This window comes from Kitasatospora sp. NPDC001309 (assembly GCF_042896295.1).
GTDB lineage: Bacteria > Actinomycetota > Actinomycetes > Streptomycetales > Streptomycetaceae > Kitasatospora.
The window spans coordinates 1-25074 of record NZ_JBIAXC010000056.1; the positions used below are offsets into that span (position 1 = coordinate 1).

Here is a 25074-nt window from a genome sequence, read left to right on the forward strand (position 1 = left end):
GGCAAGCTCGCCGACCTCGTCGTCCTCGACTCCGACACCTACGACCTGGTCGCCGTGATGCGCCGCGGCCGCTGGGCCGTCGGCGGCGACCGCTTCCCCACCGTCAGGTCGGCCTGAGCAACGGCGACGGCCGCCCTCCCCCGGCGGGGGAGGGCGGCCGTCCGCGTTCTCGACCGGGCCTCAGCTGCTCGGTTCGACGGTGATCTGGTCGATCAGGATCGGCCCGGAGGGCACCGTGAAGCTGACCGAGTTCGCCCCGGCCTGGAACTGCGGCAGTATCCAGGTGGTGTACCAGGACGACGCCGGGTCCTTGCCGGGCGAGTAGTTCCGGTACGTCAGCCCGTTCGGCCAGTCCTTGCCGTTGACCGCGGCCGCGCCCTTCACGTCCCCGCCGGCGTTGTTGTAGTGCACGGTGAGCTTGTACGTGCCGGCCGCGGCGATCTGGCCGTTCCAGGTGACGGTGCCGCCCTGCTGGAGCGTCAGGTAGCTGCCGTCGGCGGACTTGGCGCCCTTGACGCTGTTGCCGGACGGCGCGTTCTGCCCCTGCAACTGGCCGGCGTCCACGGTCGCCGGGCCGGCCGAGACCGTGGCGCTCGCCGAGGGCGAGGCCGAGCCGGTCCCGCTCGGCGTCGCGGCACCGCTGGGCGCCGGCGGGGCGGCGCTGGTGGTGCCGCCCTTGGCGGTCTTGTCCGCGTCCGGGTCACCGGTGGAGAGCGCGATCCCGGCACCGATCGCTATCGCCGCGACCACGGCGACCGCACCGATCACGGCGCCCTTGCTCCGGCCGCTGCTCGGCCGCTCGTCCCCCGGCTGCGGCCGGGAGTGCTCGGCGTAGCGGGTCTGCTGGGCGGGCGCGCCGTACTCGGCCTGCGGCGGCACACCGGGCTGGCCGTACTGGCCCTGCGGGGGCATCCCCTGCTGGCCGTAGGGCGGCTGCGCGGGACCGGGCTGGCCGTACGGCGGCTGCTGGGCGCGCGGCGCACCGTACTGCGCCCGGCCGACCTCCATCGGGCGGCTGTACGACGTCCGGGGAACCCCCTGCTGCGGCTCGGCCGGCTGCCCGGTGGAGCCGTCGGCCGGCCGGTAGAGGTAGCCGAACGGGTCGTCGTCCTGTGGGGCACCGCCCCCCTGGCCCTCGGGCAATCCGTTGTCGCCGGCGGTCGTCACGGTGGTCTGTTCCCCCATCCGGTGTGCGCCGCGCGCGGGCGGCGCAGATCATGGACGCTGTCGTACCGGGCACCCTACCTGCCGTACCTGACAGCAGGAAAAGAACCCTTGACAACCCGTGGGTAACCTGCGCGTTCCCGGGCGCCCGGCGCCCACCCCCTCCCGCCGGCCGCTGAGCAGGCGCCGCGAGCCCCGTCGTCAGCCCGCGCGCCGGTGCGAGCGCTCGCCGCGCGCGCCCCGCACGGCCCCGCCCCGGGCCCGCTTCTCGTCGTACATCCGCTCGTCCGCGGTGTGCAGCACCTCTTCGATGCTCATCCCGCAGCCGGCCCAGCCCACTCCGAGGCTCACCCCGACCCGCATCGCCCGGCCGTCGATCCGCATCGGCGGGATGATCGCGTTGCGCAGCCGGTGGGCCAGGTCCTTGGCCTCCTCGCGGCCGATGCCGTCGGCCAGCACCACGAACTCGTCGCCGCCCAGCCGGGCCACCGTGTCGCCGTCCCGGACCGCCCCGCTCAGCCGCCGGGCGACCTCGACCAGCACCGAGTCGCCCGCGTTGTGGCCGAACCGGTCGTTGATCGACTTGAAGCCGTCCAGGTCGCAGAAGAGTACCGCGAGCCCCTTGTCGGCCGGGGCCGCCGGGCCGGAGCGGAACGGCACCGACCAGGCCTCGCCGCTCGGCCCGTACTCGGCCGGCACCACGGCGTGCACGTGCTCCCCGTACCCCGCGCCGAGCCCGGGCGCCGGCCCGCCCTCCAGCGCGCCGTAGCCGTGCACCGGCCCCGGGTAAGGGTCCACGCCCTCCAGGCCCTCGTACGCCGCGTGCGCGCTGTAGGTGTCGGCCGGGTAGGCGTACGGCTGCGGGTAGCCGACCTCGGCGGTCAGCGCGGGGGCGGCGGCGCCGACCGGCTGCGGCTCGGCGCAGAGCCGGCGGGCCAGCCGGGCCTTGAGCTCGGCGCCGTTGGGCAGGCCGGTGAGCGCGTCGTGGCTGGCCCGGTGGGCGAGCTGGAGTTCGTGGCGCTTGCGGTCCTCGATGTCCTCGACGTGGGTGAGCAGGAAGCTCGGGCCCTCGGCCGCGTCCGCCACGATCGAGTTGCGCAGGCAGACCCACTGGTAGCCGCCGTCCCGCCGGGACAGCCTCAGCTCCGCCCGGCCGCTCTCGGCGCTGGTGCGTTCCAACAGGGCCCGGTCCTCGGGGTGCACGAGGTCGGCGAAGCTCTGCTGGCGCAGCACCGCGCGGGGGCGGCCGAGCAGTCGACAGAGCGCGTCGTTGACCCTGGTCAGCTGGCCGCGCCCGGCGCCGTGGAGTTCGGTGATGGCCATCCCGCTGGGCGCGTACTCGAAGGCCTGCCGGAAGCTCTCCTCGCTGGCCCGCAGGGCCTGCTGCTCCTTCTCCAGCCGGGCCAGCGCGCGCTGCATCTCGGCCCGCAGCCGGGCGTTGCCGATCGCGATGGAGGCCTGCAGCGAGAACATCTCCAGGGCCTCGCGGGTCCACGCCCCGGGCCGCTTGCCGCTGCGCGGGCGGTCCACCGAGAGCACGCCGAGCAGGTCCCCGCCCGCGCTGTACATCGGGGCGAGCAGTCCGTCGGCGGGGTGCCAGTCGTTGGCGTAGACGGGCAGCGGTCCGTCGCCGATCCAGCGCGGGATGTCGCTGGCGACGGCCCAGCCGCGGTCGTACGGCAGGAAGCGCAGGGTGCCCCAGTGGTCGCTGACCCCGAGCAGCCGGTCCCAGGACTCCCGCGAGCCGACCTGGCCGAGCAGCACCGAGGGCCCGCCCATCGGGCTCTCCTCCAGCTCCCAGACTGCTGCCACCACCAGGTCGCCGTCCGGCCGGACCAGGCTGACCGCGGCGGCGTCGAAGCCGAGTCCGTGCACCGCGCCCTCGACGACGGCCTGCAGCGTGCCCGCCAGGCTGCGGGCAGCGTTGAGGTCCGCCACGACCCGGTGCAAGGTGCGGAGGGTCGCGAGACGGACGTACGGCTCCGACTCGGCTTCCATGCGGGGGCTCCCCGGCTGCTTCGGATAGTTCTTGATTGGTTATCGTCCGATTGCCAGAAGAACTGAATCACAGGGAGCACAGCGTTCGGCACGCTCGGTCAGCAATAGGCCACCACTTGTGACTTAAATCACACAAGACTAATGCGCCCTTAATCAGTTCATCCGCCCCATAGCGGGACATAAACCGCCATCGGAACATTCCTGGTGGTCGACCACGGGGGCCGCGGACTCAAGCGGACTGCACCCGCCGGTACCCGCGCTTCACCCCTGGGAGTGACCGCGGCCCGCGGCGGGCACCACCCCCCGGCCGTGGTCCTACGACCACGGCCCGATGCCGTCACCCGGGAGCGACGACTACCGTGCGGTACGTGTATCCGTCCCCGCAGCCCGAAGCTGCCCCCCACGCCACGCCCGACGAGTTCCGGGCAGCCCTCTCCCAGCTCGCCGCCGGCGTGAGCCTGGTGACCGTCCACGACGAGGAGGACGGCGAGGACGTCGGCATGACCGCCACGTCCTTCCTCTCGGTGTCCCTGGACCCGCCGCTGGTGCTGGTCTCGGTCCGCGAGGACTCCCGGATGGACGAGGTGCTCTCCCGGAACGACACCTGGGCGGTCTCGGTGCTCACCGAGGGGCAGAAGACGCTCGGCTCCCGCTTCGCCATGAAGGGCCGGCTCAGCGACCGGCTGCTGTTCGCGGACACCCCGCACCACCGCGGCGCCCGCACCGGGGCCCCGCTGATCGAGGGCGCGCTGGCCACCGTCGAGTGCCGCACCGAACAGCGGATACCCGCGGGCGACCACACCCTGCTGATCGGCCGCGTGCTGGAAGCCGTGGTCCCCACCCCCGGCGGCCGCCCGCTGCTCTACTTCCGCGGCGGCTACCGCACGCTGGGCTGAAACGGTTCGGCAGGCGGCACCACCCGGCGGTCCGCCCTACTCGCCGCGCGGCGACCGCCGGCCCTGCTTGAGGTCGGAACGGTGCCGCTTGTTCTCCAGCCGCCGCTCCACCATCCCCCGGCTCGGCCTGGTCGCCCGGCGGGCCTTCGGCGGCGGCGCGCACGCCTCGCTCAGCACCACCCCCAGCCGCACCGCGGCCGCCTCCCGGTTGCGCCACTGCGAGCGGAACTCCGAGGCCTGGATCACCAGCACCCGGCCGTCCACCAGGCGGTGCGCCAGCCGCTCCAGGGCGCGCGTGCGCCACACCTCGGGCAGCGCCTTCGAGGCGACCAGGTCGAACCGCAGCTCCGCCTTGGAGTCGGAGGTGTTGACGTGCTGGCCACCGGGGCCGGAGGAACGCGAGAAGCGCCAGACGAGCTCGGCGTCGGGGACGACCACCGACCCCCGTACGCGGATGGGCTCGGACATGCGCCCATCATCCCGCGCGACCCCCGCCGAGGTCACCCGGTTATCGGTTACCCGCCCACTCCCCGACAATGGCCTACGTGATCGAGCTCGGCTACTCCCTCTCCAACCGCTTCCCCGACCCCCCGCAGACCGACTACCGCACCGCCCCCGTGCGCGCCCTGCGGTACGACCTGTTCTGCGGCGACGTCTACCTGGACGCCGAGGGCGCCGAACTCTCCACCCGCTGGGCCTGGGTCCCGGTGCTGGACTTCGCCTGGGCGCTGTGCGACATCGTCGAGCAGCTCGACCGCGACCCGGACGGCTCCCGGGCCGCCCGGGTGCAGACCGCCGACCTCGACTTCACCCAGAACACCGAGCTGCTGCGCTTCGCCCGCCGGTTCAACTGGGTCGAGGTCACCGCGACCTGGCTGCGCGACGAGCCCCCGGCCGTGGTCCGGCACAGCGAGCTGCGGCGTGAGGCCCGGGACTTCCTCCAGGACACCCTCGCCGACCTGTTCGACATGCACCCCGACCTGGCCGACAACCCGAACATCTGGACGCTGCAGGGCCGCTTCCCCCGGGTCTGACATCCGGACCCGACCGACCCTGCCAAGGCTTTGCCCGTCCTTTGCCCGGCTTTGACGCCCACGAAGAATTCACGGGTTCCCCGGAACCAAGGCGACCGAGTACCGCGTTGTCCCGGGAAAAGCGAACGAAGGGACTGCAATCGCCATGCCAGTGAGCCTCTCCAAGGGTGGCAACGTCTCGCTGACCAAGGAGGCCCCCGGCCTGTCCGCGGTCAGCATCGGCCTGGGCTGGGACACCCGCACCACCACCGGCGCCGAATTCGACCTCGACGCCAGCGCGATCGTCCTGAACGCGGACGGCAAGGTGCTGTCCAACGCGCACTTCGTGTTCTTCAACAACACCAGCACGCCGGACAACACCGTCGTGCACACCGGCGACAACCGGACCGGCGAGGGCGCGGGCGACGACGAGTCGATCAACGTCAACCTGGCCGGCCTGCCCGCCGAGGCCGTCAAGATCACCTTCCCGGTCACCATCTACGACGGCACCGCCCGCGGCCAGAACTTCGGCCAGGTCCGGAACGCCTACATCCGCGTGGTGAACGCGGCCGGCGGCGCCGAGATCGCCCGGTACGACCTCTCCGAGGACGCCGCCACCGAGACCGCGATGATCTTCGGCGAGCTCTACCGCAACGGCGGCGAGTGGAAGTTCCGCGCGGTCGGCCAGGGCTACGCCTCCGGCCTGGCCGGCATCGCCCAGGACTTCGGCGTCCAGATCTGACGCAGCAGGGGCGGCAACGCCGAGGGGCGGGAAGTCGGTCGACTTCCCGCCCCTCGGCGTCGGTGTCCTTCGGCGTCGGTGTCCTTCGGCGGCGGGCCGCTCAGCGCGAGGCGCGCAGCTCCGGGAGCTCGATCAGTTCGGTCTCGTCCTCGGGCGTCAGGTCCACCACGGTCACCCCGCCCGGCTCGGCGCCCCCGGCGCGCACCGGCTGCGCCAGGTGCTCCGGGTGCTCGACCGACACCTCTGGAACAGCCTCCCGGGCCTCCTGCGCCTCGGCCTTCGCCTTCGCGGCGACCGCCTCGTCGCCCACCACGTCCGCCAGGTCCGCCCGCTCCCCCAGCTCGGCGACGCTGCCCACCGCCGGCGCCGGAACGGCCGCCCGGACCGCCGCGCCCTGGCCGCGGCCGAAGAAGCTGAACCCCTGCCCGCGCACCTGCCCGGACTGGACCGGACGCGGCCGTTGCCGCTCCGCCGGCGCGGGCGCCGACCCGACGGCCGGGGCGCCGGGCGCCCCGCCCAGCTGACCGACCGTCGCGGTCAGCGCCGGGCGCAGCGGCGTGGGCTGCACCGGGGTCCGCCCGGCCGGCGCCTGCGCCGGGGTCGGCACCGAGGGCGCCACCGGGGCGGGCACGGACACCGCACCCGGAACCGGAGCGGCCTCCACGGCCGGACGGGCCTGAGCGGCCCGAGCGGACGGCGCGGCCTGGACCGACGAAGCGGCCGGAGCGGCCGGAGCCGTCCGCGCCCGCAGCGCGACCTCCGCGCCCGCCGTGCGCTCCCGCTCGGCCTCCTGCTCGGCGGCGCGCCGCTCCAGCAGCCGCAGCACGGACGCGGCGCGCACGAACGCGGCCGGACTGGCCGGGTACTTGGGGCGGCTCGCGGCGAGCGCCCGCTGGGCCGCCTCGGCCTCCTTGAGCGCCTGCTCGGCGACCGCCACGGCCCGCTCCCGGAGCAGCCGGGCGATCTCGGTCTCGGCCTTGGCCAGCCGCGACTTCTCCGCCGTCAGCCGCCGGCCGAAGCGGGTGGCCCGCTCCTCGGCGACCTCGGCCGCGTACTCGGCCTCGGCGAGCTGCTCCTCGAAGCGCTCCTCGGCCCGCAGCCGCTGCGCCGCGGACATCTCGGCGGCCGCCCGGGCCGCCTTGTCGCGCTGACGCAGCAGCACCGCGAAGCCGAGGGTGGCGATCAGTGCGGCGACACCCACCGAGCGCACCAGGACGGTGTCCTGACTGAAGACCAGAGCGGCCAGTGCGGCGACCAGCAGCACGCCGGCGGCGGTGGGGGGAAAGACCCGGCCGAGGACGGAGGAATGACGGTGGCGTCCGCGAGACATGCCAAGAAACTAGCGTGCGAATTGGGGCCGTGTCAGCCCAGGGTCCCCTTCCACCCTTGACAGTGGGCATTTTTTACCGCATGTGCCCGGCTTTTCACTCAAGATCACGAAAAAGGGCCTGCTCAGCGCCGTCCGACCGGATCCGGCCGATCCGTCAGCGGTGCGAGGCCGCCGGACCGCCCGGGTCGTCGTGGTCCTCCGGCAGCTTGCACACGTGCTGCAGCCAGAGCGCCGCCGCGATCACCGCGGCGCCCGCCAGCACGGCGAGCCCGGCGGTCACCGCCTGGTCCTTGCGCGCCGACACGTCCAGTTCGCCGAGCAGGTAGATCCCGGCCCCGGCGTAGATGCCGGTGACCACCGCGGAGACCAGCGCGCTGGCCTGGCCGAGCACCACCGCCCGGGCCGCCAGCAGCGGGTCGACCCCCTTCGCGCCGGGCTGCCGCTCGCGCACCGCCTTCAACCGGGCCCGCAGCGAGAGCGCGGTCGCCAGCAGGACCACCGCCACCGCCGCCAGCACCACCGGGGCCGCCGCCGGTACGGCCGGCAGCGTGTCCAGGGACGCCCACAGCTTGGACCCGGCCCAGGACAGCGCCGTCGTCGCGGCGGTGATGCCGATCAGCAGACGGAGGCGAAGCAGCTTCACTCGGAGGTGGTCCTTCCCGGGGTTGCCAGAGCCGACCGCCCGCCCGGTGGCCCGGTGCGGCGGCGTCAGGCCACCGTACCGGGACGGGACGGGCGGACATCTACTCGTACGGCCGGGCCCGGTCGCCGAGTTCCCGGCCGATCCGGCGGCCCCGGCCGACCCGGCCGCGGGGGCCGGGTCCTGCGCGGTGCTACTCCGGCAGCGTCAGCCGGATGTCGTCGCGGCGCTTCACGCCCTGCGCGTCCGGGCCGCCGAGCGCCTCCAGCAGCGCGCCGACCAGCCCGTGCCCCGGCACCTCGGCCTCGGGCTGGGCGTCCAGCCAGGGGGCGAGCACGAAGGCACGCTCGTGCGAGCGCGGGTGCGGCAGCAGCAGCTGCGGGTCCTCGCTGACCACGCCCTCGTAGGCCAGGATGTCGACGTCCAGGGTGCGCGGGCCCCAGCGGACCTCCCGGACCCGTCCGAAGGCGTCCTCGATCGCGTTGCCGCGCTCCAGCAGGTCCCGCGGGGGCAGCGAGGTGCGCAGCACCACGACCGCGTTGTAGTAGTTGGGCTGTTCCTCCGGGCCGCCGACGGCCTCGGTCTCGTAGATCGCCGAAACGGCCTTGATCCTCAGCCCGGGGGTGTCCGCGAGCGCGTCGACGGCACCCTGGAGGGTGTCCAGCCGGTTGCCCAGGTTGCTGCCGAGCGCGATCACCGCACACCGCTGGCTGTGCAGCGTGGTGTCGGCGGAGTCCACCCGGCTCTCCAGGTCGAACGCGTTCGGCTCGGCGATCGGGTCACTGCTGTTCATCGAAGAAATCCCTCTGCATCGGAAACCAGGCGCGCGGTGGGGGTCATGCGCGGCCCCGGTGGATGGTCACGGTCACGTCGTCGAACGGCACGGTGATCGGGGCGTCCGGCTTGTGCACGGTGACCTCGACCTCCTCGACCGCGTCGTGCTTGAGGCACTGGTCGGCGATCCGCTGCGCCAGGGTCTCGATCAGGTCGACCGGCTCGCCGGCGATGATCGCGGTGACCTCCTCGGCCACGATGCCGTAGTGCGCCGTGCGGGTGAGGTCGTCTCCGGACGCGGCGGGGCGGGTGTCCAGGTACAGCACGAGATCGACCACGAAGGTCTGGCCCTCGACGCGCTCGCGCTCGAAGACGCCGTGGTGGCCCCGGGCTCGCAGCCCCCGCAGGGTGACGCGGTCCAGCAAACGAATCACTGCTCCCAGTCGGACGGGCCCCGCCCTGGGGGAAGGCATGGACGGGCAGGGCGAAGACGGGCATCACGCCCGCCACTCCGTTTCGAATCTACCCGCGAGCGCGGACAACGCCTGACCGTCCTACCCGGCACGAACCGTCGCCACGCGCACCGAAATGGCGATTGACGTGAACGTTCGGTGACCACCCGGAAATTCCCCGGCGACCGCCCGGCACCGAATTCCCGCGACCCCCGGAATCAGTCCTCGTCGTCCTCGTCACCGCTGGTCAGAACGGGTGAACCGTGGTGCGACCAGAGCTTCCACCCGGCCGGGGTGCGACGGAACAGATTGCTCGACACGACCTTTCCGCCGACCAGCGGCCCGAGTTCCCCCTCCTCCTCGGCCTCGCCCCCGGAGAGGATGTTCTCGGTGCACGTGACAAGGGCCACATCCCCGTGCACCTCGGCCTCGACATCGGTCAGGAAGAACTGGATGTACTCCGTGTTCATCATGATCAGCATGTACGAGCGGGTCACCTGCGCCCGCCCGCGCAGCACCGGCCAGCCGGGGTGGACGCAGACCACGCCGCCCTTGTCGTCGGCGTGCTCGGGCCCCAGCCAGGCCTCCTCGACCGCCTCGACGTCCCCCCGCTCCAGCGCCTCGTAGAACGCCCGGTTCGCCGCGAGCACCGCCTCCAGGTCCACCTCCCGGGCCTTCCCGGCCGTCCCGCCGCTCACCCTGCCGTCACCTGTCACAGACCCTCCCTCACCCCAGCCGCGCCGCGCGCTGCCAGGCCGCGACCACGCGGACGGCGTCCGCCGTACCGGACACGTCGTGCACCCGGACCGCCCAGGCGCCGGCCCGGGCCGACAGCACCGACACCGCGGCGGTCGCGTCGTCCCGCTCGCGGGCCGGGCGCAGTTCCCCGGTTTCCGGGTCGGCGAGCAGCGTACCCAGGAACCGCTTGCGCGAAGCCGCGACGAGGACGGGACGGCCGAGCGCGGTCAGCGCGTCCAGCCGGCCGAGCAGCGCCCAGTTGTGCTCGGCGGTCTTGGCGAAGCCCAGCCCCGGGTCGAGGACCAGCTGGTCCTCCTTGACCCCGGCAGCCAGCAGCGCGTCCATCCGCCCGGTCAGTTCCCCGACCACGTCCCGCACGACGTCCCGGTAGACGGCCAGCCGCTCCATGTCGGCGGACTGCCCGCGCCAGTGCATGACCACGAAGGGCGCGCCGGTCTCGGCGACCACCCGGGCCATCGCCGGGTCGGCGAGCCCGCCGGAGACGTCGTTGACGATCGCGGCACCGGCCTCCACGGCCCGCTCGGCGACCGAGGCCCGCATGGTGTCGACCGACACCACCACCCCGGCGGCGGCCAGCTCGCGCACCACCGGCAGCACCCGGCGCAGCTCCTCGTCCTCGGGCACCCGCTGGGTGCCCGGCCGGGTGGACTCGCCGCCGACGTCCACCAGGTCCGCGCCGCGGGCCCGCAGGGCCAGCCCGTGCGCGATCGCCTTGGCGGCGTCGAACCAGAGCCCGCCGTCCGAGAAGGAGTCGGGCGTGACGTTGACCACGCCCATCACGGCGCAGCGGTCGAGCCGCGGCAGTCCGGCCGGCAACGAGAAGGACGGCATATCGCTGGTGGGCCCATTGCTCATGCCCCCATTATCGAACGGGGCCCCCGCCGGTGGTTCCCGGCGGGGGCCCCGAAGGGTGCGGGCCGGCCTCAGGCCGCCTCGCCGACCTCGCGGGTCGACGGGACGGGCATCAGGCCCTCGCGCTGGCGCTTGCGGCCGAAGCGCGGCATCCCGAGGGTGATGAAGGCCTCCGCCTGCATCGCGGCGAAGCCGATCCGCGGCAGGTCCCGGGTGCTCGGGAAGACCAGGAAGCGCGGCTCCCACTCGGGCTGGAACTTGGCGTTGAACTTGTACAGCGACTCGATCTGGAACCAGCGCGACAGGAACACCAGCAGTCCGCGCCAGGCGCGCAGCACCGGGCCCGCGCCGATCCGCTCGCCGCGGGCGAGCGCGGAGCGGAACATCGCGAAGTTGAGCGACACCCGGCGGATGCCCAGGGCACCCACCTCCTGGAGGGCGGCGACGATCAGCAGCTCGTTCAGGCCCGGGTCGGCGGCGCGGTCGCGGCGCATCAGCTCCAGCGAGATGCCGTCCGGCCCCCAGGGCACGAAGTGCAGCACGGCCTTGAGGTCGTCGCCGCTCTCGCCCTCCTCGGGGGCCTTGTGGGCGGTGACCACCACGCAGTCGTCGTCCAGCGGGTCGCCGAAGCGCCCCAGGGCCATCGAGAAGCCGCGCTCGGTGTCGGTGCCGCGCCAGCGGGCGGCGGCGTCGGCGATCCGGTACTTCTCCTCGACGGTGAGGTCGGAGACCCGGCGCACCTTGCAGGAGTAGCCGTTGCGCTCGATCCGCTTGACCATCTGGCGGACGTTGCGCATGGCCCGGCCGGCGAGCGAGAAGGTCGCGGTGTCGACGATCGCCTCGTCGCCCAGCTCCAGCGCGTCCAGGCCCGCCTCGCGGGTCCAGACCTCGCCGCCGACCTCGCTGCAGCCCATCACGGCCGGCACCCAGGCGTGCTCGCGGGCCTCGGCCATGAACACCTTGATCGCGCCCGGCCAGGCCTCCACGTCGCCGACCGGGTCCCCGGAGGCGAGCATCACGCCGGAGACCACCCGGTAGGAGATCGCGGCCTTGCCGGTGGGCGAGAACAGCACGCTCTTGTCGCGGCGCAGCGCGAAGTAGCCGAGCGAGTCGCGCTCGCCGTGCCGCTTGAGCAGCTCGCGGACCTTCTCCTCGTCCTCGGCGGTGAGCTCCGGCTTGGGCTTGCCCGGGCGCAGCGCCAGGTAGGCGGTGGTGAAGGCGGTCAGCAGGCCGAGGCCGCCGAGCAGGTAGGCGACCAGGTCGGACATCCGCGCGTTGTTGTAGCGGACCGGGCCCTCGAAGCCGAACAGCCCGTACCCGACGTGCTGCAGCCGCTCCAGCAGGGCGGGGTGCCCGACCTCGTACTTGGTGCGGGTGCTCACGATCAGCAGGCCGAGCAGCACGCTGAGGACGCCCATGACGACCAGGTTGACCACCGCGCCCCAGCGGGTGCGCGGGTCGGCCTTGGCGTAGAACTCGCGCTGGTGCACCAGCATCACGGCGAGGACCACCAGCGAGACGACCGCCGGGCCGATCTGGTGCCAGCGCACGATGTGCAGCGAGGCGCTGAGCGGCAGCAGCACGCAGACCGCCCGCCAGGCCCGCCGCTTGCGCCGGCGCAGCGCGTGCGCCAGCGGCACCAGCAGGATGCCGACCATCAGCGTGCCGACCGCGGCCAGGCTGGTGGTGCCGCCCGGCAGCTGCCCGGCGAAGGTGTGCATCTTGGTGTGCCGGAGCTTGGGGAACACCGCGCTGGCGATGTCCACCAGCCCGATCAGCAGACAGGCGTAGCCGACGGCACCGGGGAGCCAGGCCCTCGGGACGGCGGCCGCCTGGTTGCGCAGCGTCTGCAGGCCGCGCCGACGGCGCGGCGGCTGCTCGGGGCTCGGCTCAACGGACACGGGAACGCTCATGGAAGCTCAGCGTAGAGGCTGCGGGGCGGTGTCCGTTCACTCCGGGGGAGCACGTGTGATGGACCTTCATGCGTATTCCTTCATCGGGCAATGCGCATACCAAGGATCCGGAAACGGACGGTAATCCGGTGCCGTGGGCGCGCTGCGGGTTGAGCCGGGGGTGGGAGCCGTGGGTCCGCCGCCGCGTGGCGGGGCAGGGCCCTCCGGTACGTCGTACGTACGGTGGACGCCGCATTCTAGGGCGCCGGTTGCCCCGGACCTCCCCCCACCCTCCCGACCCAGCCGGGACGTCCGGACAGCCTAGCTGCGGTGGCCCGGCCTGACGGCCCGCCAGACGATGAAGCCTGCATCGACAGTGTCCCACCGGAAGGCCGACGGCATGGAACTGACCAGCAACGTGCTGGTGAACGCGCTGCTCGCACTCGGGGCCGCGGCCCTGCTCACCACTTTGTGGATCTGGCCCCGGCTGGCCCGGCAGCGCCCGCTCCCGGTGCTCGGCAGGATCGGGCTGCTGACCGTCGTTCAGGTTTCGATCCTCGCGGTGCTGGCGCTGTCGGTGAACAACTCCTTCGGCTTCTACACCTCCTGGGACGACCTGCTCAGCCCCGGCGGCGCCAAGCTCGCGCTGGCCGGCAACGAGAACCACAAGGGCGGCACCCCGGTCTCCGACCAGCTGGTCCGGCCGACCAACGAGGGCGGCATGGAGAGCGCCCCCAACCTCCCCAAGGGCCCGCCGGAGGAGGTCGGGAAGATCGAGTCGGTCCGGGTCAACGGCAAGGAGACCGGTTTCTCCGACCAGATGTTCGTCTACCTGCCGCCCGAGTACTTCGACCCGAAGTTCGCCCTGGTCCGCTTCCCCGCCGTGGTGGCCCTGGCCGGCTTCCCGGGCACCACCCTGAACCTGCTCAAGGAGCTGCCGCTGGTGCAGACCGCGGTGGAGCTGCAGCGCTCCGGCAAGATGCCGCCGACCGTCCTGGTGCTGGCCCGCCCGTCGGTGGTCCCGGCCCGGGACACCGAGTGCGTGGACGTCCCCGGCGGGCCGCGCAGCGAGACCTGGTTCGTCAAGGACGTGCCCGAGGCCCTGCAGAGCGCGTACCGGCTCGGCCGCTCGGCCGCCTCCTGGGGCCTGTTCGGCTACTCCACCGGCGGCAGCTGCGCGATGCGGCTGTCGATGCGCTTCCCGAACGTCTACGGCAGCGCCGCGGGCCTGCACGGCGACTTCGCGGTGCGCCAGGACCAGTACACCGGCGGCGACCTCTTCAACGGCGACAAGGCCCTGACCCAGCAGCACGACCTCGGCTGGCGGCTGCAGAACCTCCCGGCCCCGCCGCTCAACCTGCTGGTGGTCTCCACCCGCAAGGAGTCGGACTACCCGCAGACCGTCCAGTTCGTCGACCAGGCCACCCAGGTCGCGGCGGCCAATCCGCAGTTCAAGGTGGAGTCGCTGTACCTGGACGACGGCGGCCACAACTTCGACAGCTGGACGCGGGAGCTGCCGGCCTCGCTGGAGTGGCTGGGCTCCCACCTCGGCTGAGGCGTGCGGGTGATTACCCGCCGGTCGGCCCGGCCGGCCGGCGGTTCGGGGGGACGTATCGCGGCCGCCCGCCCGACCACCGGCGGGCGCCGCCCCGGATCCGCGCAGGAGGCGCCGTGCTGAGCACCAGATCGCTCTTCAACGAGATCTACCGGAACGACCAGGCCTACCAGCTGTTCTGCAGCATCGCGGCCGGCGGCGAGGACCAGGGCGGCTGGGAGAACGAGCGGATCACCGCCCTCACCCCGGACCCGGTGCTCGCCCCGAAGGTCGCCCGGCACGGCGCGGACGAGCGCAAGCACGGCCGGATCTTCACCCAGCTGCTGAACAAGCGCGGACTGCCCAAGGTGCCCGTCCCGGACGAGGCCGACTACTGCATGCTGCTGGAGCGCCAGGGCGTCGGCCTGTCCCACGAGCGGCTGCTCGGCGACGCCCCGCTGACCGACCGCGAGATCATCACCTACCTCGCGCACAGCCGGGTCACCGAGCAGCGCGCCGCCGAGCAGATGCGCCAGCTGGTCAAGGTGTACGGGGACAACCCCGACCTCGGCCGGGCGATGCGGATGATCTCCGCCGACGAGGACAACCACCTCGCCTACTGCCACGAGGAGCTGCTGCGGCTGGTCGCCGACGGCCACGGACCGTACGTCCGGCACACCCTGGAGACCTGCGCCCGCGGCGAGATCCGCACCCACCGGGACGTCGGCCTCGCCGTCACCGCCCGGATGGCGCGGATCCTGCGCTGGCCCCGCTGGCAGCTGGCCGTGGTCACCCTCGGGGTGCACGCCCTCTACCTGTACGACCGGGCCTTCGGCTGGCGCCGGATGGTCACGCTGCGGATGCCGGAGCGCCGCAACGCACTGGGCACCCCGGCCCCGCCGCACGCGGAGCCCGAGGTGCCCTGAGCCGGGACCGGTCGCCGCCTGGCGACCGATGCCCCTACTGCCTGCCGCTACCTGCCGATGATGAGGCTCATCGCCTCGGCCCGGGTGGCCGGGTCGCGCAGCTGGCCGCGCACGCAGGAGGTGATGGTCTTGGCGCCGGGCTTGCGGATGCCGCGCATCGACATGCACATGTGCTCGCACTCGACCACGACGATCGCCCCGCGCGGCTCCAGGATCCGCATCAGCGCGTCGGCCACCTGGCTGGTCAGCCGCTCCTGCACCTGCGGCCGGCGGGCGTAGACGTCGACCAGCCGGGCCAGCTTGGACAGCCCGGTGATCTTGCCGCTGGGGGACGGGATGTACCCGACGTGCGCGACGCCGCGGAACGGCACCAGGTGGTGCTCGCAGACCGAGGTCAGCTCGATGTCCTTGACCAGCACCATCTCGTCGTGGCCGAGGTCGAAGGTGGTGGTCAGGACGTCCTCGGGCTCCTGCCACAGGCCCGCGAATATCTCCTTGTAGGCCCGCGCGACCCGGGCCGGCGTCTCCAGCAGGCCCTCGCGGTCGGGATCCTCCCCGACCGCGAGCAACAGCTCACGGATGGCGTTCTCGGCCCGCTTCTGGTCGAAGGCACCGACGGCGGGCGGACCGTCGAGCGTCACCGGGTCGATCATGCGGGCCTCGCTTACTCGTGGGAAGACTCTGGCTGAACAGCACGGATGCCGCGCCTCCAGGGTACAAACCCTGGTGACGCGGCATCCATTCCTACCGGAGTGCGGCTCAGCCCTCGGTCGGCGGCTCGGCCGCCGGCAGCGGCGGGAGCTTCACGATGTCGACCGGAGCGGTGTCGGAGGCGGCGGCGCCGTTGGTGAGCGCCAGCTCCTTCGGCGACTGCACCGGCGGCCGGGTGGACGGCGTGCGACGGGCGGAGCCCGTCCAGGCCGGCCGGGCCGGGCGCTTGACGATCGGGGCGAAGATCTCGGCGATCTGCTCCTTGTTCAGGGTCTCCTTCTCCAGGAGCTCCAGAACCAGGTTGTCGAGCACGTCGCGGTTCTCGACCAGGATCTCCCAGGCCTCGTTGTGCGCGCTCTCGATGAGCTTCTTGACCTCTTCGTCGACCAGCCCGGCGACCTCTTCCGAGTAGTCGCGCTGGTGGCCCATCTCACGGCCGAGGAAGGGCTCCGAAGCGTCGTTGCCGAACTTGATCGCGCCCAGGCGCTCGGTCATGCCGTACTGGGTGACCATGGCCCGCGCCGTGGCGGTGGCCTTCTCGATGTCGTTCGAGGCACCGGTGGTCGGGTCGTGGAAGACCAGCTCCTCCGCCGCGCGCCCGCCCAGCATGTAGGCCAGCTGGTCGAGCATCTCGTTGCGGGTGGTGGAGTACTTGTCCTCCTCCGGCAGCACCATGGTGTAGCCGAGGGCCCGACCGCGGGACAGGATCGTGATCTTGTGCACCGGGTCGCTGTACTGGCAGGCCGCCGCGACCAGGGCGTGACCGCCCTCGTGGTACGCGGTGATCTTCTTCTCCTTGTCGGACATGATCCGCGTGCGCTTCTGCGGACCGGCCACGACGCGGTCGATCGCCTCGTCCAGGATGCCGTTGTCGATCAGCTTCTTGTCCGAGCGGGCGGTCAGCAGCGCGGCCTCGTTGAGCACGTTCGAGAGGTCGGCGCCGGTGAAGCCGGGGGTGCGCTTGGCGACGGCCGACATGTCGACGTCGGGCGCGATCGGCTTGCCCTTCTGGTGCACCTTGAGGATGTCCAGACGGCCCTGGAGGTCGGGACGCTCGACCGCGATCTGCCGGTCGAAGCGGCCCGGGCGCAGCAGCGCCGGGTCCAGGATGTCGGGGCGGTTGGTCGCCGCGATCAGGATCACGCCGCCCTTGACGTCGAAGCCGTCCATCTCGACCAGCAGCTGGTTGAGGGTCTGCTCGCGCTCGTCGTGGCCGCCGCCGAGACCCGCACCGCGGTGCCGGCCGACGGCGTCGATCTCGTCGACGAAGATGATCGCCGGAGCGTTCGCCTTGGCCTGCTCGAAGAGGTCGCGGACGCGGCTGGCGCCGACACCCACGAACATCTCGACGAAGTCGGAGCCGGAGATCGAGTAGAACGGCACCCCGGCCTCGCCCGCGACGGCACGCGCCAGCAGGGTCTTGCCGGTCCCGGGCGGGCCGTAGAGCAGCACACCCTTGGGGATCTTGGCGCCGACGGCCTGGAACTTGGCCGGCTCCTGGAGGAACTCCTTGATCTCGTGGAGCTCCTCGACCGCCTCGTCGGCACCCGCGACGTCCGAGAAGGTGGTCTTCGGGGTGTCCTTGGTGAGCAGCTTGGCCTTGGACTTGCCGAACTGCATGACGCGCGAGCCGCCGCCCTGCATCTGGTTCATCAGGAACAGGAAGACCAGGACGATGATCACGATCGGCAGCATCGACAGCAGCAGGCTGACGAAGGTGCTCTGCTTCTCGGGACTGACCGTGTAGCCCTCGGCGAGGGTGTTCGGGTCCTTGTCGTTGATCTGGGCCTGCAGCTTGTCGGCGATCGCCACACCCTGGTCACCGATGTACGAGGCCTGGAACTTGTTGCCGGACGGGACCTTGCCCGTACCGGCGTTGGACAGCGTGGCGCCGTCCTTCAACTGGATCTTGATCGTGTTCGAGTCACCGGTGGTGATCTGCGCCGACTTGACGTTGTGCGCATCGATCGCTGCGACGACCTGCCCGGTGTCCACCGTCTTGTAGCCGTTCGAGTCCGAAACGACCTGCATCAGTACGATGACGGCGAGGACAGCCAGCACGATCCACATGATCGGCGCACGGAAGTATCGCTTGACGTCCATCCATGCGGAGCGTTGCCGCCCCGTCCCTCCTGCCACTCAGCGGCGCCGGGAGGCTTTGGGCCGCGGCGCAATCCGAATCGATGCTCATGTGAAGAGCGGTTTATTGGACCGTACCGCAGTCGCACCCACCCATGGCGGGAGCACGGCGACACGGCTCAGCTTCTTTGTCCCCCGGTCCAACGGGCGGGAACAACCCTCTGTTCCCGCCCATAGCCCGAACGGAGCCCTCAACCGCCGTAGACGTGCGGGGCGAGGGTCCCGATGAAGGGGAGGTTACGCAGCTTCTCCGCGTAGTCCAGGCCGTAGCCGACCACGAACTCGTTGGGAATGTCGAAGCCGACGTACTTCACGTCGATCTCGACCTTGGCCGCGTCCGGCTTGCGCAGCAGGGTGCAGACCTCCAGCGAGGCCGGGCCGCGCGAGCCCAGGTTGCCCAGCAGCCAGGACAGCGTCAGACCGGAGTCGATGATGTCCTCGACGATCAGGACGTCCCGACCGGCGATGTCGGTGTCCAGGTCCTTCAGGATGCGCACCACACCGGAGGACTTGGTCCCCATGCCGTACGAGGAGACGGCCATCCAGTCCATCGTGACCTGCGAGTGCAGGGTCCGGGCCAGATCGGCCATCACCATGACGGCCCCCTTGAGGACGCCGACGATCAGCAGGTCCTTGCCTGCGTAGTCCCGGTCGATTCGCTCGGCCAGCTCCTGGAGCTTGGCGTCGATCTCGTCCTTGCTGATGAGCACCTTCGCGAGGTCAGCGCCCATGTCGTTCTGGTCCACCGGGGATACGTCCTCAAACGTTCGGGGTCTGTGTGGCCGGCGGCCGGCTCCCCCGGGACGTGCCTCGCCCTCAGTCGCCCTGCCGCCGAAAGACCAGCGTGCCACACCTACGGGTGGCCTCGACGCCCCCGGGTAGGTGCAGCGGCCCCTGGCCGCGCCATCCGGTGACCAGCAGGTCCACCGTCTCCAGGTGCCGGGCGAAGAGGTCCCCGGCCGGACAGCCCGCCCGCAGCGCCGCCCGCCGCAGCACCCGGCGCCGGACGGCGGGCGGCAGTTCGGCCAGTTTCACGGCGTCCAGGGTGCCTTCGCCCGTACGGAGGTCGCGCTCGGCCAGCGAGGCCCACTGGTCGAGGGCGTCGGCGTCGTCCCGGAACAGCCGGGCGGTGCGGGCCAGCGCCTCGACCACGCCGCCGCCGAGGTGCTTCTCCAGCACCGGCAGCACCTCGTGGCGGACCCGGGAGCGGGTGTAGGCGGGATCACAGTTGTGCGGGTCGTCCCAGACCGGGATCGCCTGGGCGGAGCAGGCCTGCAGGGTGGCCGCCCGGTCCAGCTCCAGCAGCGGGCGGCGGTAGCGGCCCTTCTGGGCCGGCATCCCGGCCAACGAGCGGGAGCCGGAGCCGCGGGCCAGGCCCAGCAGCACGGTCTCGGCCTGGTCGTCCCGGGTGTGGCCGAGCAGCACCGCGATCGCGCCGTGGCGCTCGGCGGCCTCGTCCAGGGCGGCGTAGCGGGCGTCCCGGGCGGCGGCCTCGGGGCCGCCGGCCCGGCCGACCCGCACCGGGACGGCCTCGACCGGGTCCAGGCCCAGCGAGCGCAGGCGCTCGGCGACCTGGGCGGCGCGGTCGGCGGAGCCGTCCTGGAGGCCGTGGTCGACGGTGACGGCGCCGACCCGCAGACCGATCTTGGGGGCCTCGAAGGCGGTAGCGATGGCCAGCGCCATCGAGTCCGCGCCGCCGCTGACGGCGACCAGGACCAGCGGCGAGCCGGGGGCGGCCGGGGTGCGCGGCAGCCCGGAGGGGTGGCGGGCGGCGTTGCCGATCAGGGTGGTGCCGACGGCGGCACCGACCAGCGGCGCCCCGGCGGGGCGCCCGCGGGGTTCGCGCACGGGCGCGGTGAAGGTGGTACCGGCCTCGGCGGCGAGGTCGGTGAGCGTACGGCGAACGGCCAGGCGTATCGCGGCGACGGCGGGGTGAGGGCCCACGGCGGACGACTCCTCGACGGAGGGGACAGGGCTGCGGCGGGCGGCCGGAACCGCGCACCAGGATAGCGCCGCGTTACCGGGCGCTCACAGATGGTGGCAGAAAGTGGCGGGCCGCTACGCCACCCGCGCCACCGGTACGACCACCGTCCCACGTACGGGTGAATGGAGAAACGTATCTTCACCCATCATCTGCCCGATTGGACCACTCGTACGAGCGGGTTTGACCGCCGCCGACCGACGGCGGTCTCCCGGTACTCCGGGAATGCCCGATCGGGGCCTCCCGAGGGCCTCCCGAGGGCCTCCCCGAGGGCCTCAGCGGCCGACCCGGGCGACCCAGGCGGCCGGGTCGTGGATCTCGTCCTTGGTCGGCAGGGTGTTCGGGGACGTCCACACCCGGTTGAAGCCCTCCATGCCGACCTGCTCCACCACCGCCCGGACGAACACCGCGCCGTCCTGGTACTGCCGCAGCTTGGCGTCCATGCCCAGCAGCCGGCGCAGCATCAGGTCCAGCCGGTTCGCCCCCCGGTCACGGCGCTGCTGGAACTTCTCCCGGATCTCCGCCACCGTCGGCACCACGGCCGGGCCGACGCCGTCCATCACCACGTCCGCGTGACCCTCCAGCAGCGACATCACCGCCGTCAGCCGGCCGAGGATCTCGCGCTGCGCGGGCGACTGGACGATCTCCAGCAGGTTCCCGCCGGAGGCGCTGTCCCGGCCCTCCCGGGCGCCGGTGCCCGGCAGGCCCGCGCCGAGCGAGCCCGCCGCGTCGCGCAGCCGCTCCAGCAGCGCGCCCGGGTCCACGTCCGTCTCGGCCAGGAAGGACTGCACCTCGGACTGGATGTGGTCGCGCAGCCACGGCACCGCGGTGAACTGGGTGCGGTGGGTCTCCTCGTGCAGGCAGACCCAGAGCCGGAAGTCGGACGGGTCGACGTCCAGCTCGCGCTCGACGTGCACGATGTTCGGCGCCACCAGCAGCAGCCGGCCCGGCCCCGGGCCCTCCGGGCCCAGCCGCGGCTTGTCGAACAGCGCCGCCGGGCTGTCCGGCGCCTCCAGCGAGGGCCCGGCCGGGGCGAAGGTCTCGTACTGGCCCAGCACCTTGGTGGACAGGAACGCCAGCAGCGCGCCGACCTCGATCCCGGTGGCCTTCTCCCCCACCGCCCCGAAGACGCCCGCCGCCGCGCCGGTGGCCCGCCGCGCCTGGAGCTTCTCCACCAGCGGCTGGACCACCGTGCGGAAGCCCGCCACGTTCGCCCGGACCCAGCCCGGGCGGTCCACCACCAGCACCGGCGTCGCGGCGGCCGCGGCCAGACTGCTCGACCGCATCCCGGTGAACACCCGCACGTGCTCCTCGGCCTCCAGCGCGTGCCGGCGCAGCTCGGCGACGACCGCCGCCGCCTCGGCCCGGCTCACCTCCGGCCCCGGCCGCACCAACCTGGTCGCAGTAGCGACCGCGAGATTCCAGTCGACCATGTCAGCCCCGCCGCTCGCGCTCGTCATGCCCTCACCGTACGTGCTCCCCACCATCAACGGCAGCCACCCGCCACGAACACCCTGCCCGCCTCCGGGCCCGCTCGAACCCGCCCTCCACGGGCCCCCTACGGCCCGGCGGGCGCCGCCCCGGCCGCCCCTCCGGCCGACCTCCGCCGGGCGGTCGGCCGGGCGGCGGACGGGGGGAACGGAACCGGGGTCGGTCAGTGGCAGCCGCAGGAGGCGAGGCGGGCGGCGATCCGGTCCATCGCGGCGCGGGCGGTGTCCGCCGGCGCGGTGGTGCGGGTCATCACGGCGAAGGCCAGCAGGCGGCCGTCGGCGTCCACCACGGTGCCCGCGAGGGTGTTGACCCCGCTGAGGCTGCCGGTCTTGGCGCGGATCAGGCCGGCCGCGTCGGCGGCGCCGGAGCCCGAGCCGTAGCGCTTGGCCAGGGTGCCGGTGAAACCGGCCACCGGGAGGCCGGTGAGGACCGGGCGCAGCGCGGGGTGCTGGTCGGAGGAGGCCAACGCGAGGATCCGGACCAGGACGGCGGGCGGGATCCGGTTGTCCGTGTTCAGGCCGCTGCCGTCGTTGAGGACCACGCCGGTCATCGGCACGCCGAGCCTGCCGAGTTCCTTGACGACGGCGGTCGCCGCGCCCTCGTAGCCGGCCGGCTGGTGCCCGGCGAGGGCGACCTGACGGGCGATCGCCTCGGCGAGCTGGTTGTCCGAGGTGGTGAGCAGGCGCTCGACCAGCCGGGCGACGGTCGGTGAGTCGACCTTGCCGAGGACGGGGGCGTCCGCGGCGGCCGGGGAGGCGGCCGGCTTGGCCCTGCCCTCGACGGTGACGCCCTGGGCGGCGAGCATCGTGGCGAAGGCCGTGGCGGCCGCGCCCGCCGGGTCGGCGACCCGGAGCGGGGCCTCGTCCTTGCTCTTCGGGTCGACCTTGGCCTCGTCCGCCATCAGCGGGACGACCAGGGCGAGGTTCTCGTTGTCGGGCTTCCGCTGCTGGGTGCTGTCGGGGTACAGCGACAGGTCGTAGCCCAGCCGGACCGTCGTGGTCCCGGCCGCCTTGAGGGCGGTGGCGGTCTGTCGGGCGAGCTCCTCCAGCGAGGCGGGCGCGGTGTCGGCGTCGACGGGCCGGCCGCCGACCTGCACCTGGTCGGCGGGCAGCGCGGTGAGCGTCGGGTCCCCGCCGCCGACCAGGGTGATGCTGCCCGGGTCCGCGCCGCGGACCACCCGGGTGGTGAGCCGGGTGTCGGCGGGGATCAGCGACAGGGCCGCGACCGAGGTGGCCAGCTTGGTGGTGGAGGCCGGGGTGACCGGGGTGTTCTCGTCGGAGCCGTACAGGAGTTGCCCGCCGGCGGCGTCCGCGACGGCGAGGGTCACGGTGCCCAGGCTCCTGTCGGCGAGTGCGGGGGCCAGCGCCTGCTGGAGGCCCTGCGCGGTGGGGACGGCGGCCTCCGGGCCGTCCCCGGCGACGGCCAGCACGGCGCCCGCGGCGGGCACCGGGCGCGCGACCGGCGTACCGCTGACACCGCCGGCACCATCGCCACCGCCCGGCGAGGGGGACGGCTGCGCGTACGCACCGCCCCCGCCCAGCACCGCCCCGGCGACCAGAAGGGCCGCTCCGCACAGCCCCGCGGCCGTCCCCCCGCGGCGCCGCGCCGCCCCCGCCCCAGCTCCCACCGACCGGCCCCTTTCCCCAGCACTCACTCCCGTAGGAGACACTTGGATTCTGTCAGTCCCTACCTTGGAGGAACCGTTGGAATTCGACGTCCTTATCGAAATCCCGAAGGGCTCTCGTAACAAGTACGAGGTCGACCACGAGACCGGCCGTCTGCGGCTCGACCGGATGCTCTTCACGTCGACCCGTTACCCGGCCGACTACGGCTACGTCGAGGGCACGCTCGGCGAGGACGGCGACCCGCTGGACGCCCTGGTCATCCTGGACGAGCCGACCTTCCCCGGCTGCCTCATCAAGTGCCGTGCCATCGGCATGTTCCACATGACCGACGAGGCCGGCGGCGACGACAAGCTGCTGTGCGTCCCGGCCACCGACCCGCGCTGGGAGCACCTGCGCGACATCCACCACGTGTCGGAGTTCGACCGCCTGGAGATCCAGCACTTCTTCGAGGTCTACAAGGACCTGGAGCCGGGCAAGTCGGTCGAGGGCGCCAACTGGGTCGGCCGTGTCGAGGCCGAGGCCGAGGTCACCGCTTCGGTCAAGCGTCTCGCGGAGCAGGGCGGCCACTGATCCGTCGTTCCGATCTAGGTCGGGACAGCCAGGGGGCCGGGGCCCGCGGACCGATCCGCGGGCCCCGGCCCCTGCCGTTCCGGGAGGCGTTCGAGGAGACGTTCGGGGAGGCTCAGTCCTCCAGCCGGAAGCCGACCTTCAACCCGACCTGGTAGTGCTTCACCTGGCCCTCCTCGATGTGGCCGCGGATCTCCGTGACTTCGAACCAGTCGAGGTTGCGCAGCGTCCGGGAGGCCCGCTCCACCCCGTTGCGGATGGCCGAGGCGACGCTCTCGGTCGAGGACCCGACGATCTCGGTCACCCGGTACACGTGGTCGGTCATGGCGGACTCCCTCAGCTGTGCGACGGCCCCCGTCCACCGTGCACCGCCCCCGCCCCGCCCGCACCCCGACGACGGCCGACCGAAGGCCGGCCGGAAGCCGGCCGGAAGCCGGAGCCGCCGAGGCGCTTCCCAGGGCGTGTCTGACAATTCCCGCCGGGCGTGCGACGCCGGGGCACGCACCTCGCCGCGTTGTCGTCGGTCGCCAATGCGCTGCATTGGGCTCCCTCCTCCGCCTTGCGATGCACGCACCCCAACGCCGCGCGCTGATCCGACGCGAATGGTCAGACACGCCCTAGAAGGCCGCGCGGACCTCGCCGACCGGGGCGCCGCCGCCGAACAGCGGGGCCGCGCCGATCCGCTCGACCGCGTCGTCCGCGCCGGTCACCCCGAGCCGGCGCAGCGCCGCCGCCAGCACCGGGCCGCGGGCCCGCTCGGAGCCGTCGTCGATCTTGAAGGCGAGGGCCCGGCCGTCCGCCAGCGCGACCACCTGGACGGCCTCGGCGCCCATCTTGGAGAGCGCGCCCGGAACGGACCGCATCAGCAGGGTGTCGGGCCGGCGGGTGCCGGCCACGTACTCGGGGTGGGCGCGCATCGCGTCGGCCACCCGCCGCTGCGCGGTGCCCTCCCCGGCCAGCACCAGGCGGCGGTAGCCGCGGGCCAGGCCGGTCAGCGTGACGGCGAGCAGCGGGGCGCCGCAGCCGTCCACCCCGGTGTGCGCCGGGGTCTCGCCGGTGCCCTCGGCGAGGGCCTCGCGGGCCAGCTCCTGGATCGGGTGCGCCGGGTCGAGGTACGTCTCGGTGTCCCAGCCGTTGGCGACGCACGCGGCCAGCCAGCCGGCGTGCTTGCCGGAGCAGTCCATCAGGATCGGGGCGCGCCGTCCGCCGGCGGCGAGCAGCAGCTCCGCCTCGGTCTCGTCCAGGGGCAGGTCGGCCGGGGTGCGCAGGGCGGACTCGTCGAGGCCGGCGGAGCTCAGGATGGCCCGTACGCCGTCGAGGTGAAACGATTCCGCGGAATGGCTGGAGGCCGCCAGGGCCAGCAGCTCGCCCTCGATCGCCAGCCCGGCCCGCAGGGTCGCCATCGCCTGGAACGGCTTGGCCGTCGAGCGGGGGAAGACCGGCGCGTCGGGGTCGCCGAGTGCGAACTCCACCGAACCGTCGGCGGCCAGCAGGACCAGGGAGCCGTGGTGCCGGCCCTCGGTGAAGCCCGAGCGTATGACCTCGGCGAGCACGGGCGGGGTGGCGGACTGGGACATCGCGGAGCCTT

Annotated in this window: 24 protein-coding genes; 6 read left to right on the forward strand and 18 right to left on the reverse strand. The window is 73.0% G+C overall.

The window, feature by feature from the left end; translation table 11 throughout:
- Positions 1 to 180 precede the first annotated feature (180 nt).
- On the reverse strand, positions 181 to 1167 hold the full coding sequence (locus ACFY2K_RS37370; protein WP_375888717.1) for a carbohydrate-binding protein: 987 nt from the start codon (positions 1165 to 1167) through the stop codon (positions 181 to 183).
- A 198-nt stretch (positions 1168 to 1365) separates the two neighbouring features.
- A complete protein-coding gene (locus ACFY2K_RS37375; RefSeq protein ID WP_375888720.1) occupies positions 1366 to 3162 on the reverse strand; it encodes a diguanylate cyclase domain-containing protein in 1797 nt (598 codons plus the stop codon).
- Positions 3163 to 3530: 368 nt separating this feature from the next.
- Here ACFY2K_RS37375 and ACFY2K_RS37380 point away from each other — a divergent pair, with 368 nt between their 5' ends.
- Positions 3531 to 4058, forward strand: coding sequence for a flavin reductase family protein (locus ACFY2K_RS37380; RefSeq protein ID WP_387717138.1), 528 nt, complete (start codon positions 3531 to 3533; stop codon positions 4056 to 4058).
- Positions 4059 to 4094: 36 nt separating this feature from the next.
- Here the strand turns inward: ACFY2K_RS37380 and arfB are convergent, their stop codons facing one another.
- Positions 4095 to 4526, reverse strand: a complete 432-nt coding sequence (arfB, locus tag ACFY2K_RS37385) for an alternative ribosome rescue aminoacyl-tRNA hydrolase ArfB (RefSeq protein WP_375888725.1) — start codon at positions 4524 to 4526, stop codon at positions 4095 to 4097.
- A gap of 68 nt (positions 4527 to 4594) precedes the next feature.
- On the opposite strand from arfB, the gene ACFY2K_RS37390 reads away from it, so the two are divergent.
- Together ACFY2K_RS37390 and ACFY2K_RS37395 are read left to right on the forward strand one after the other, a co-directional pair.
- Positions 4595 to 5092, forward strand: a complete 498-nt coding sequence (locus ACFY2K_RS37390; RefSeq protein WP_375888726.1) for a hypothetical protein — start codon at positions 4595 to 4597, stop codon at positions 5090 to 5092.
- A gap of 145 nt (positions 5093 to 5237) precedes the next feature.
- The gene (locus tag ACFY2K_RS37395; protein ID WP_375888729.1) at positions 5238 to 5813 is read left to right on the forward strand and encodes a TerD family protein; all 576 of its coding nucleotides are present in this window, start codon (positions 5238 to 5240) and stop codon (positions 5811 to 5813) included.
- A 100-nt stretch (positions 5814 to 5913) separates the two neighbouring features.
- Here the strand turns inward: ACFY2K_RS37395 and ACFY2K_RS37400 are convergent, their stop codons facing one another.
- From ACFY2K_RS37400 to ACFY2K_RS37430, 7 genes are all read right to left on the reverse strand, one after another.
- Positions 5914 to 7143, reverse strand: a complete 1230-nt coding sequence (locus ACFY2K_RS37400; RefSeq protein ID WP_387717141.1) for a hypothetical protein — start codon at positions 7141 to 7143, stop codon at positions 5914 to 5916.
- 154 nt (positions 7144 to 7297) lie between these two features.
- Positions 7298 to 7786: a DUF3180 domain-containing protein gene (locus ACFY2K_RS37405; protein ID WP_375888734.1), complete on the reverse strand. Its 489-nt coding sequence runs from the start codon at positions 7784 to 7786 to the stop codon at positions 7298 to 7300.
- 190 nt (positions 7787 to 7976) lie between these two features.
- Entirely contained in the window at positions 7977 to 8576 is a 600-nt protein-coding gene (gene folK / locus ACFY2K_RS37410; RefSeq protein WP_375888736.1) for a 2-amino-4-hydroxy-6-hydroxymethyldihydropteridine diphosphokinase, read from the reverse strand.
- A 43-nt stretch (positions 8577 to 8619) separates the two neighbouring features.
- A complete protein-coding gene (gene folB, locus ACFY2K_RS37415) occupies positions 8620 to 8979 on the reverse strand; it encodes a dihydroneopterin aldolase (RefSeq protein ID WP_030288941.1) in 360 nt (119 codons plus the stop codon).
- Between the two features lie 248 nt (positions 8980 to 9227).
- A complete protein-coding gene (locus ACFY2K_RS37420) occupies positions 9228 to 9707 on the reverse strand; it encodes a nuclear transport factor 2 family protein (RefSeq protein WP_188309659.1) in 480 nt (159 codons plus the stop codon).
- A 28-nt stretch (positions 9708 to 9735) separates the two neighbouring features.
- Positions 9736 to 10623, reverse strand: coding sequence for a dihydropteroate synthase (folP, locus tag ACFY2K_RS37425; protein WP_375888738.1), 888 nt, complete (start codon positions 10621 to 10623; stop codon positions 9736 to 9738).
- A 68-nt stretch (positions 10624 to 10691) separates the two neighbouring features.
- The gene (locus ACFY2K_RS37430) at positions 10692 to 12533 is read right to left on the reverse strand and encodes a phosphatidylglycerol lysyltransferase domain-containing protein (protein WP_380525366.1); all 1842 of its coding nucleotides are present in this window, start codon (positions 12531 to 12533) and stop codon (positions 10692 to 10694) included.
- 379 nt (positions 12534 to 12912) lie between these two features.
- Between ACFY2K_RS37430 and ACFY2K_RS37435 the strand changes: the two genes are divergently transcribed.
- Positions 12913 to 14067, forward strand: a complete 1155-nt coding sequence (locus tag ACFY2K_RS37435) for an alpha/beta hydrolase (protein WP_375888743.1) — start codon at positions 12913 to 12915, stop codon at positions 14065 to 14067.
- A 116-nt stretch (positions 14068 to 14183) separates the two neighbouring features.
- Positions 14184 to 14972, forward strand: a complete 789-nt coding sequence (locus ACFY2K_RS37440; RefSeq protein WP_380525367.1) for a ferritin-like domain-containing protein — start codon at positions 14184 to 14186, stop codon at positions 14970 to 14972.
- A gap of 47 nt (positions 14973 to 15019) precedes the next feature.
- Here ACFY2K_RS37440 and folE read toward each other — a convergent pair whose 3' ends face one another.
- From folE to dacB, 6 genes are all read right to left on the reverse strand, one after another.
- A complete protein-coding gene (gene folE / locus ACFY2K_RS37445; protein ID WP_350509225.1) occupies positions 15020 to 15625 on the reverse strand; it encodes a GTP cyclohydrolase I FolE in 606 nt (201 codons plus the stop codon).
- Between the two features lie 106 nt (positions 15626 to 15731).
- Positions 15732 to 17786 (reverse strand): ATP-dependent zinc metalloprotease FtsH, encoded by a 2055-nt coding sequence (gene ftsH, locus ACFY2K_RS37450; RefSeq protein ID WP_375888747.1) that lies wholly within the window; start codon positions 17784 to 17786, stop codon positions 15732 to 15734.
- Positions 17787 to 18013: 227 nt separating this feature from the next.
- Positions 18014 to 18568, reverse strand: coding sequence for a hypoxanthine phosphoribosyltransferase (hpt, locus tag ACFY2K_RS37455; RefSeq protein WP_363441651.1), 555 nt, complete (start codon positions 18566 to 18568; stop codon positions 18014 to 18016).
- Positions 18569 to 18638: 70 nt separating this feature from the next.
- Positions 18639 to 19766 carry a tRNA lysidine(34) synthetase TilS gene (gene tilS, locus ACFY2K_RS37460; protein WP_375888749.1) on the reverse strand — a complete coding sequence of 376 codons (1128 nt, stop codon included), beginning with the start codon at positions 19764 to 19766 and terminating at the stop codon, positions 18639 to 18641.
- Between the two features lie 312 nt (positions 19767 to 20078).
- Complete coding sequence (locus tag ACFY2K_RS37465) at positions 20079 to 21263, reverse strand: zinc-dependent metalloprotease (protein ID WP_387717146.1); 1185 nt, start codon at positions 21261 to 21263, stop codon at positions 20079 to 20081.
- A gap of 194 nt (positions 21264 to 21457) precedes the next feature.
- Complete coding sequence (dacB, locus tag ACFY2K_RS37470) at positions 21458 to 22741, reverse strand: D-alanyl-D-alanine carboxypeptidase/D-alanyl-D-alanine-endopeptidase (RefSeq protein ID WP_380642499.1); 1284 nt, start codon at positions 22739 to 22741, stop codon at positions 21458 to 21460.
- A 256-nt stretch (positions 22742 to 22997) separates the two neighbouring features.
- Between dacB and ACFY2K_RS37475 the strand changes: the two genes are divergently transcribed.
- Positions 22998 to 23489 (forward strand): inorganic diphosphatase, encoded by a 492-nt coding sequence (locus ACFY2K_RS37475; protein WP_350517236.1) that lies wholly within the window; start codon positions 22998 to 23000, stop codon positions 23487 to 23489.
- Positions 23490 to 23601: 112 nt separating this feature from the next.
- On the opposite strand, the gene ACFY2K_RS37480 is transcribed toward ACFY2K_RS37475, so the two are convergent.
- Together ACFY2K_RS37480 and ACFY2K_RS37485 are read right to left on the reverse strand one after the other, a co-directional pair.
- The gene (locus ACFY2K_RS37480; RefSeq protein WP_375888757.1) at positions 23602 to 23811 is read right to left on the reverse strand and encodes a dodecin; all 210 of its coding nucleotides are present in this window, start codon (positions 23809 to 23811) and stop codon (positions 23602 to 23604) included.
- A gap of 292 nt (positions 23812 to 24103) precedes the next feature.
- The gene (locus ACFY2K_RS37485) at positions 24104 to 25063 is read right to left on the reverse strand and encodes an asparaginase (protein ID WP_387717149.1); all 960 of its coding nucleotides are present in this window, start codon (positions 25061 to 25063) and stop codon (positions 24104 to 24106) included.
- Positions 25064 to 25074 lie beyond the last annotated feature (11 nt).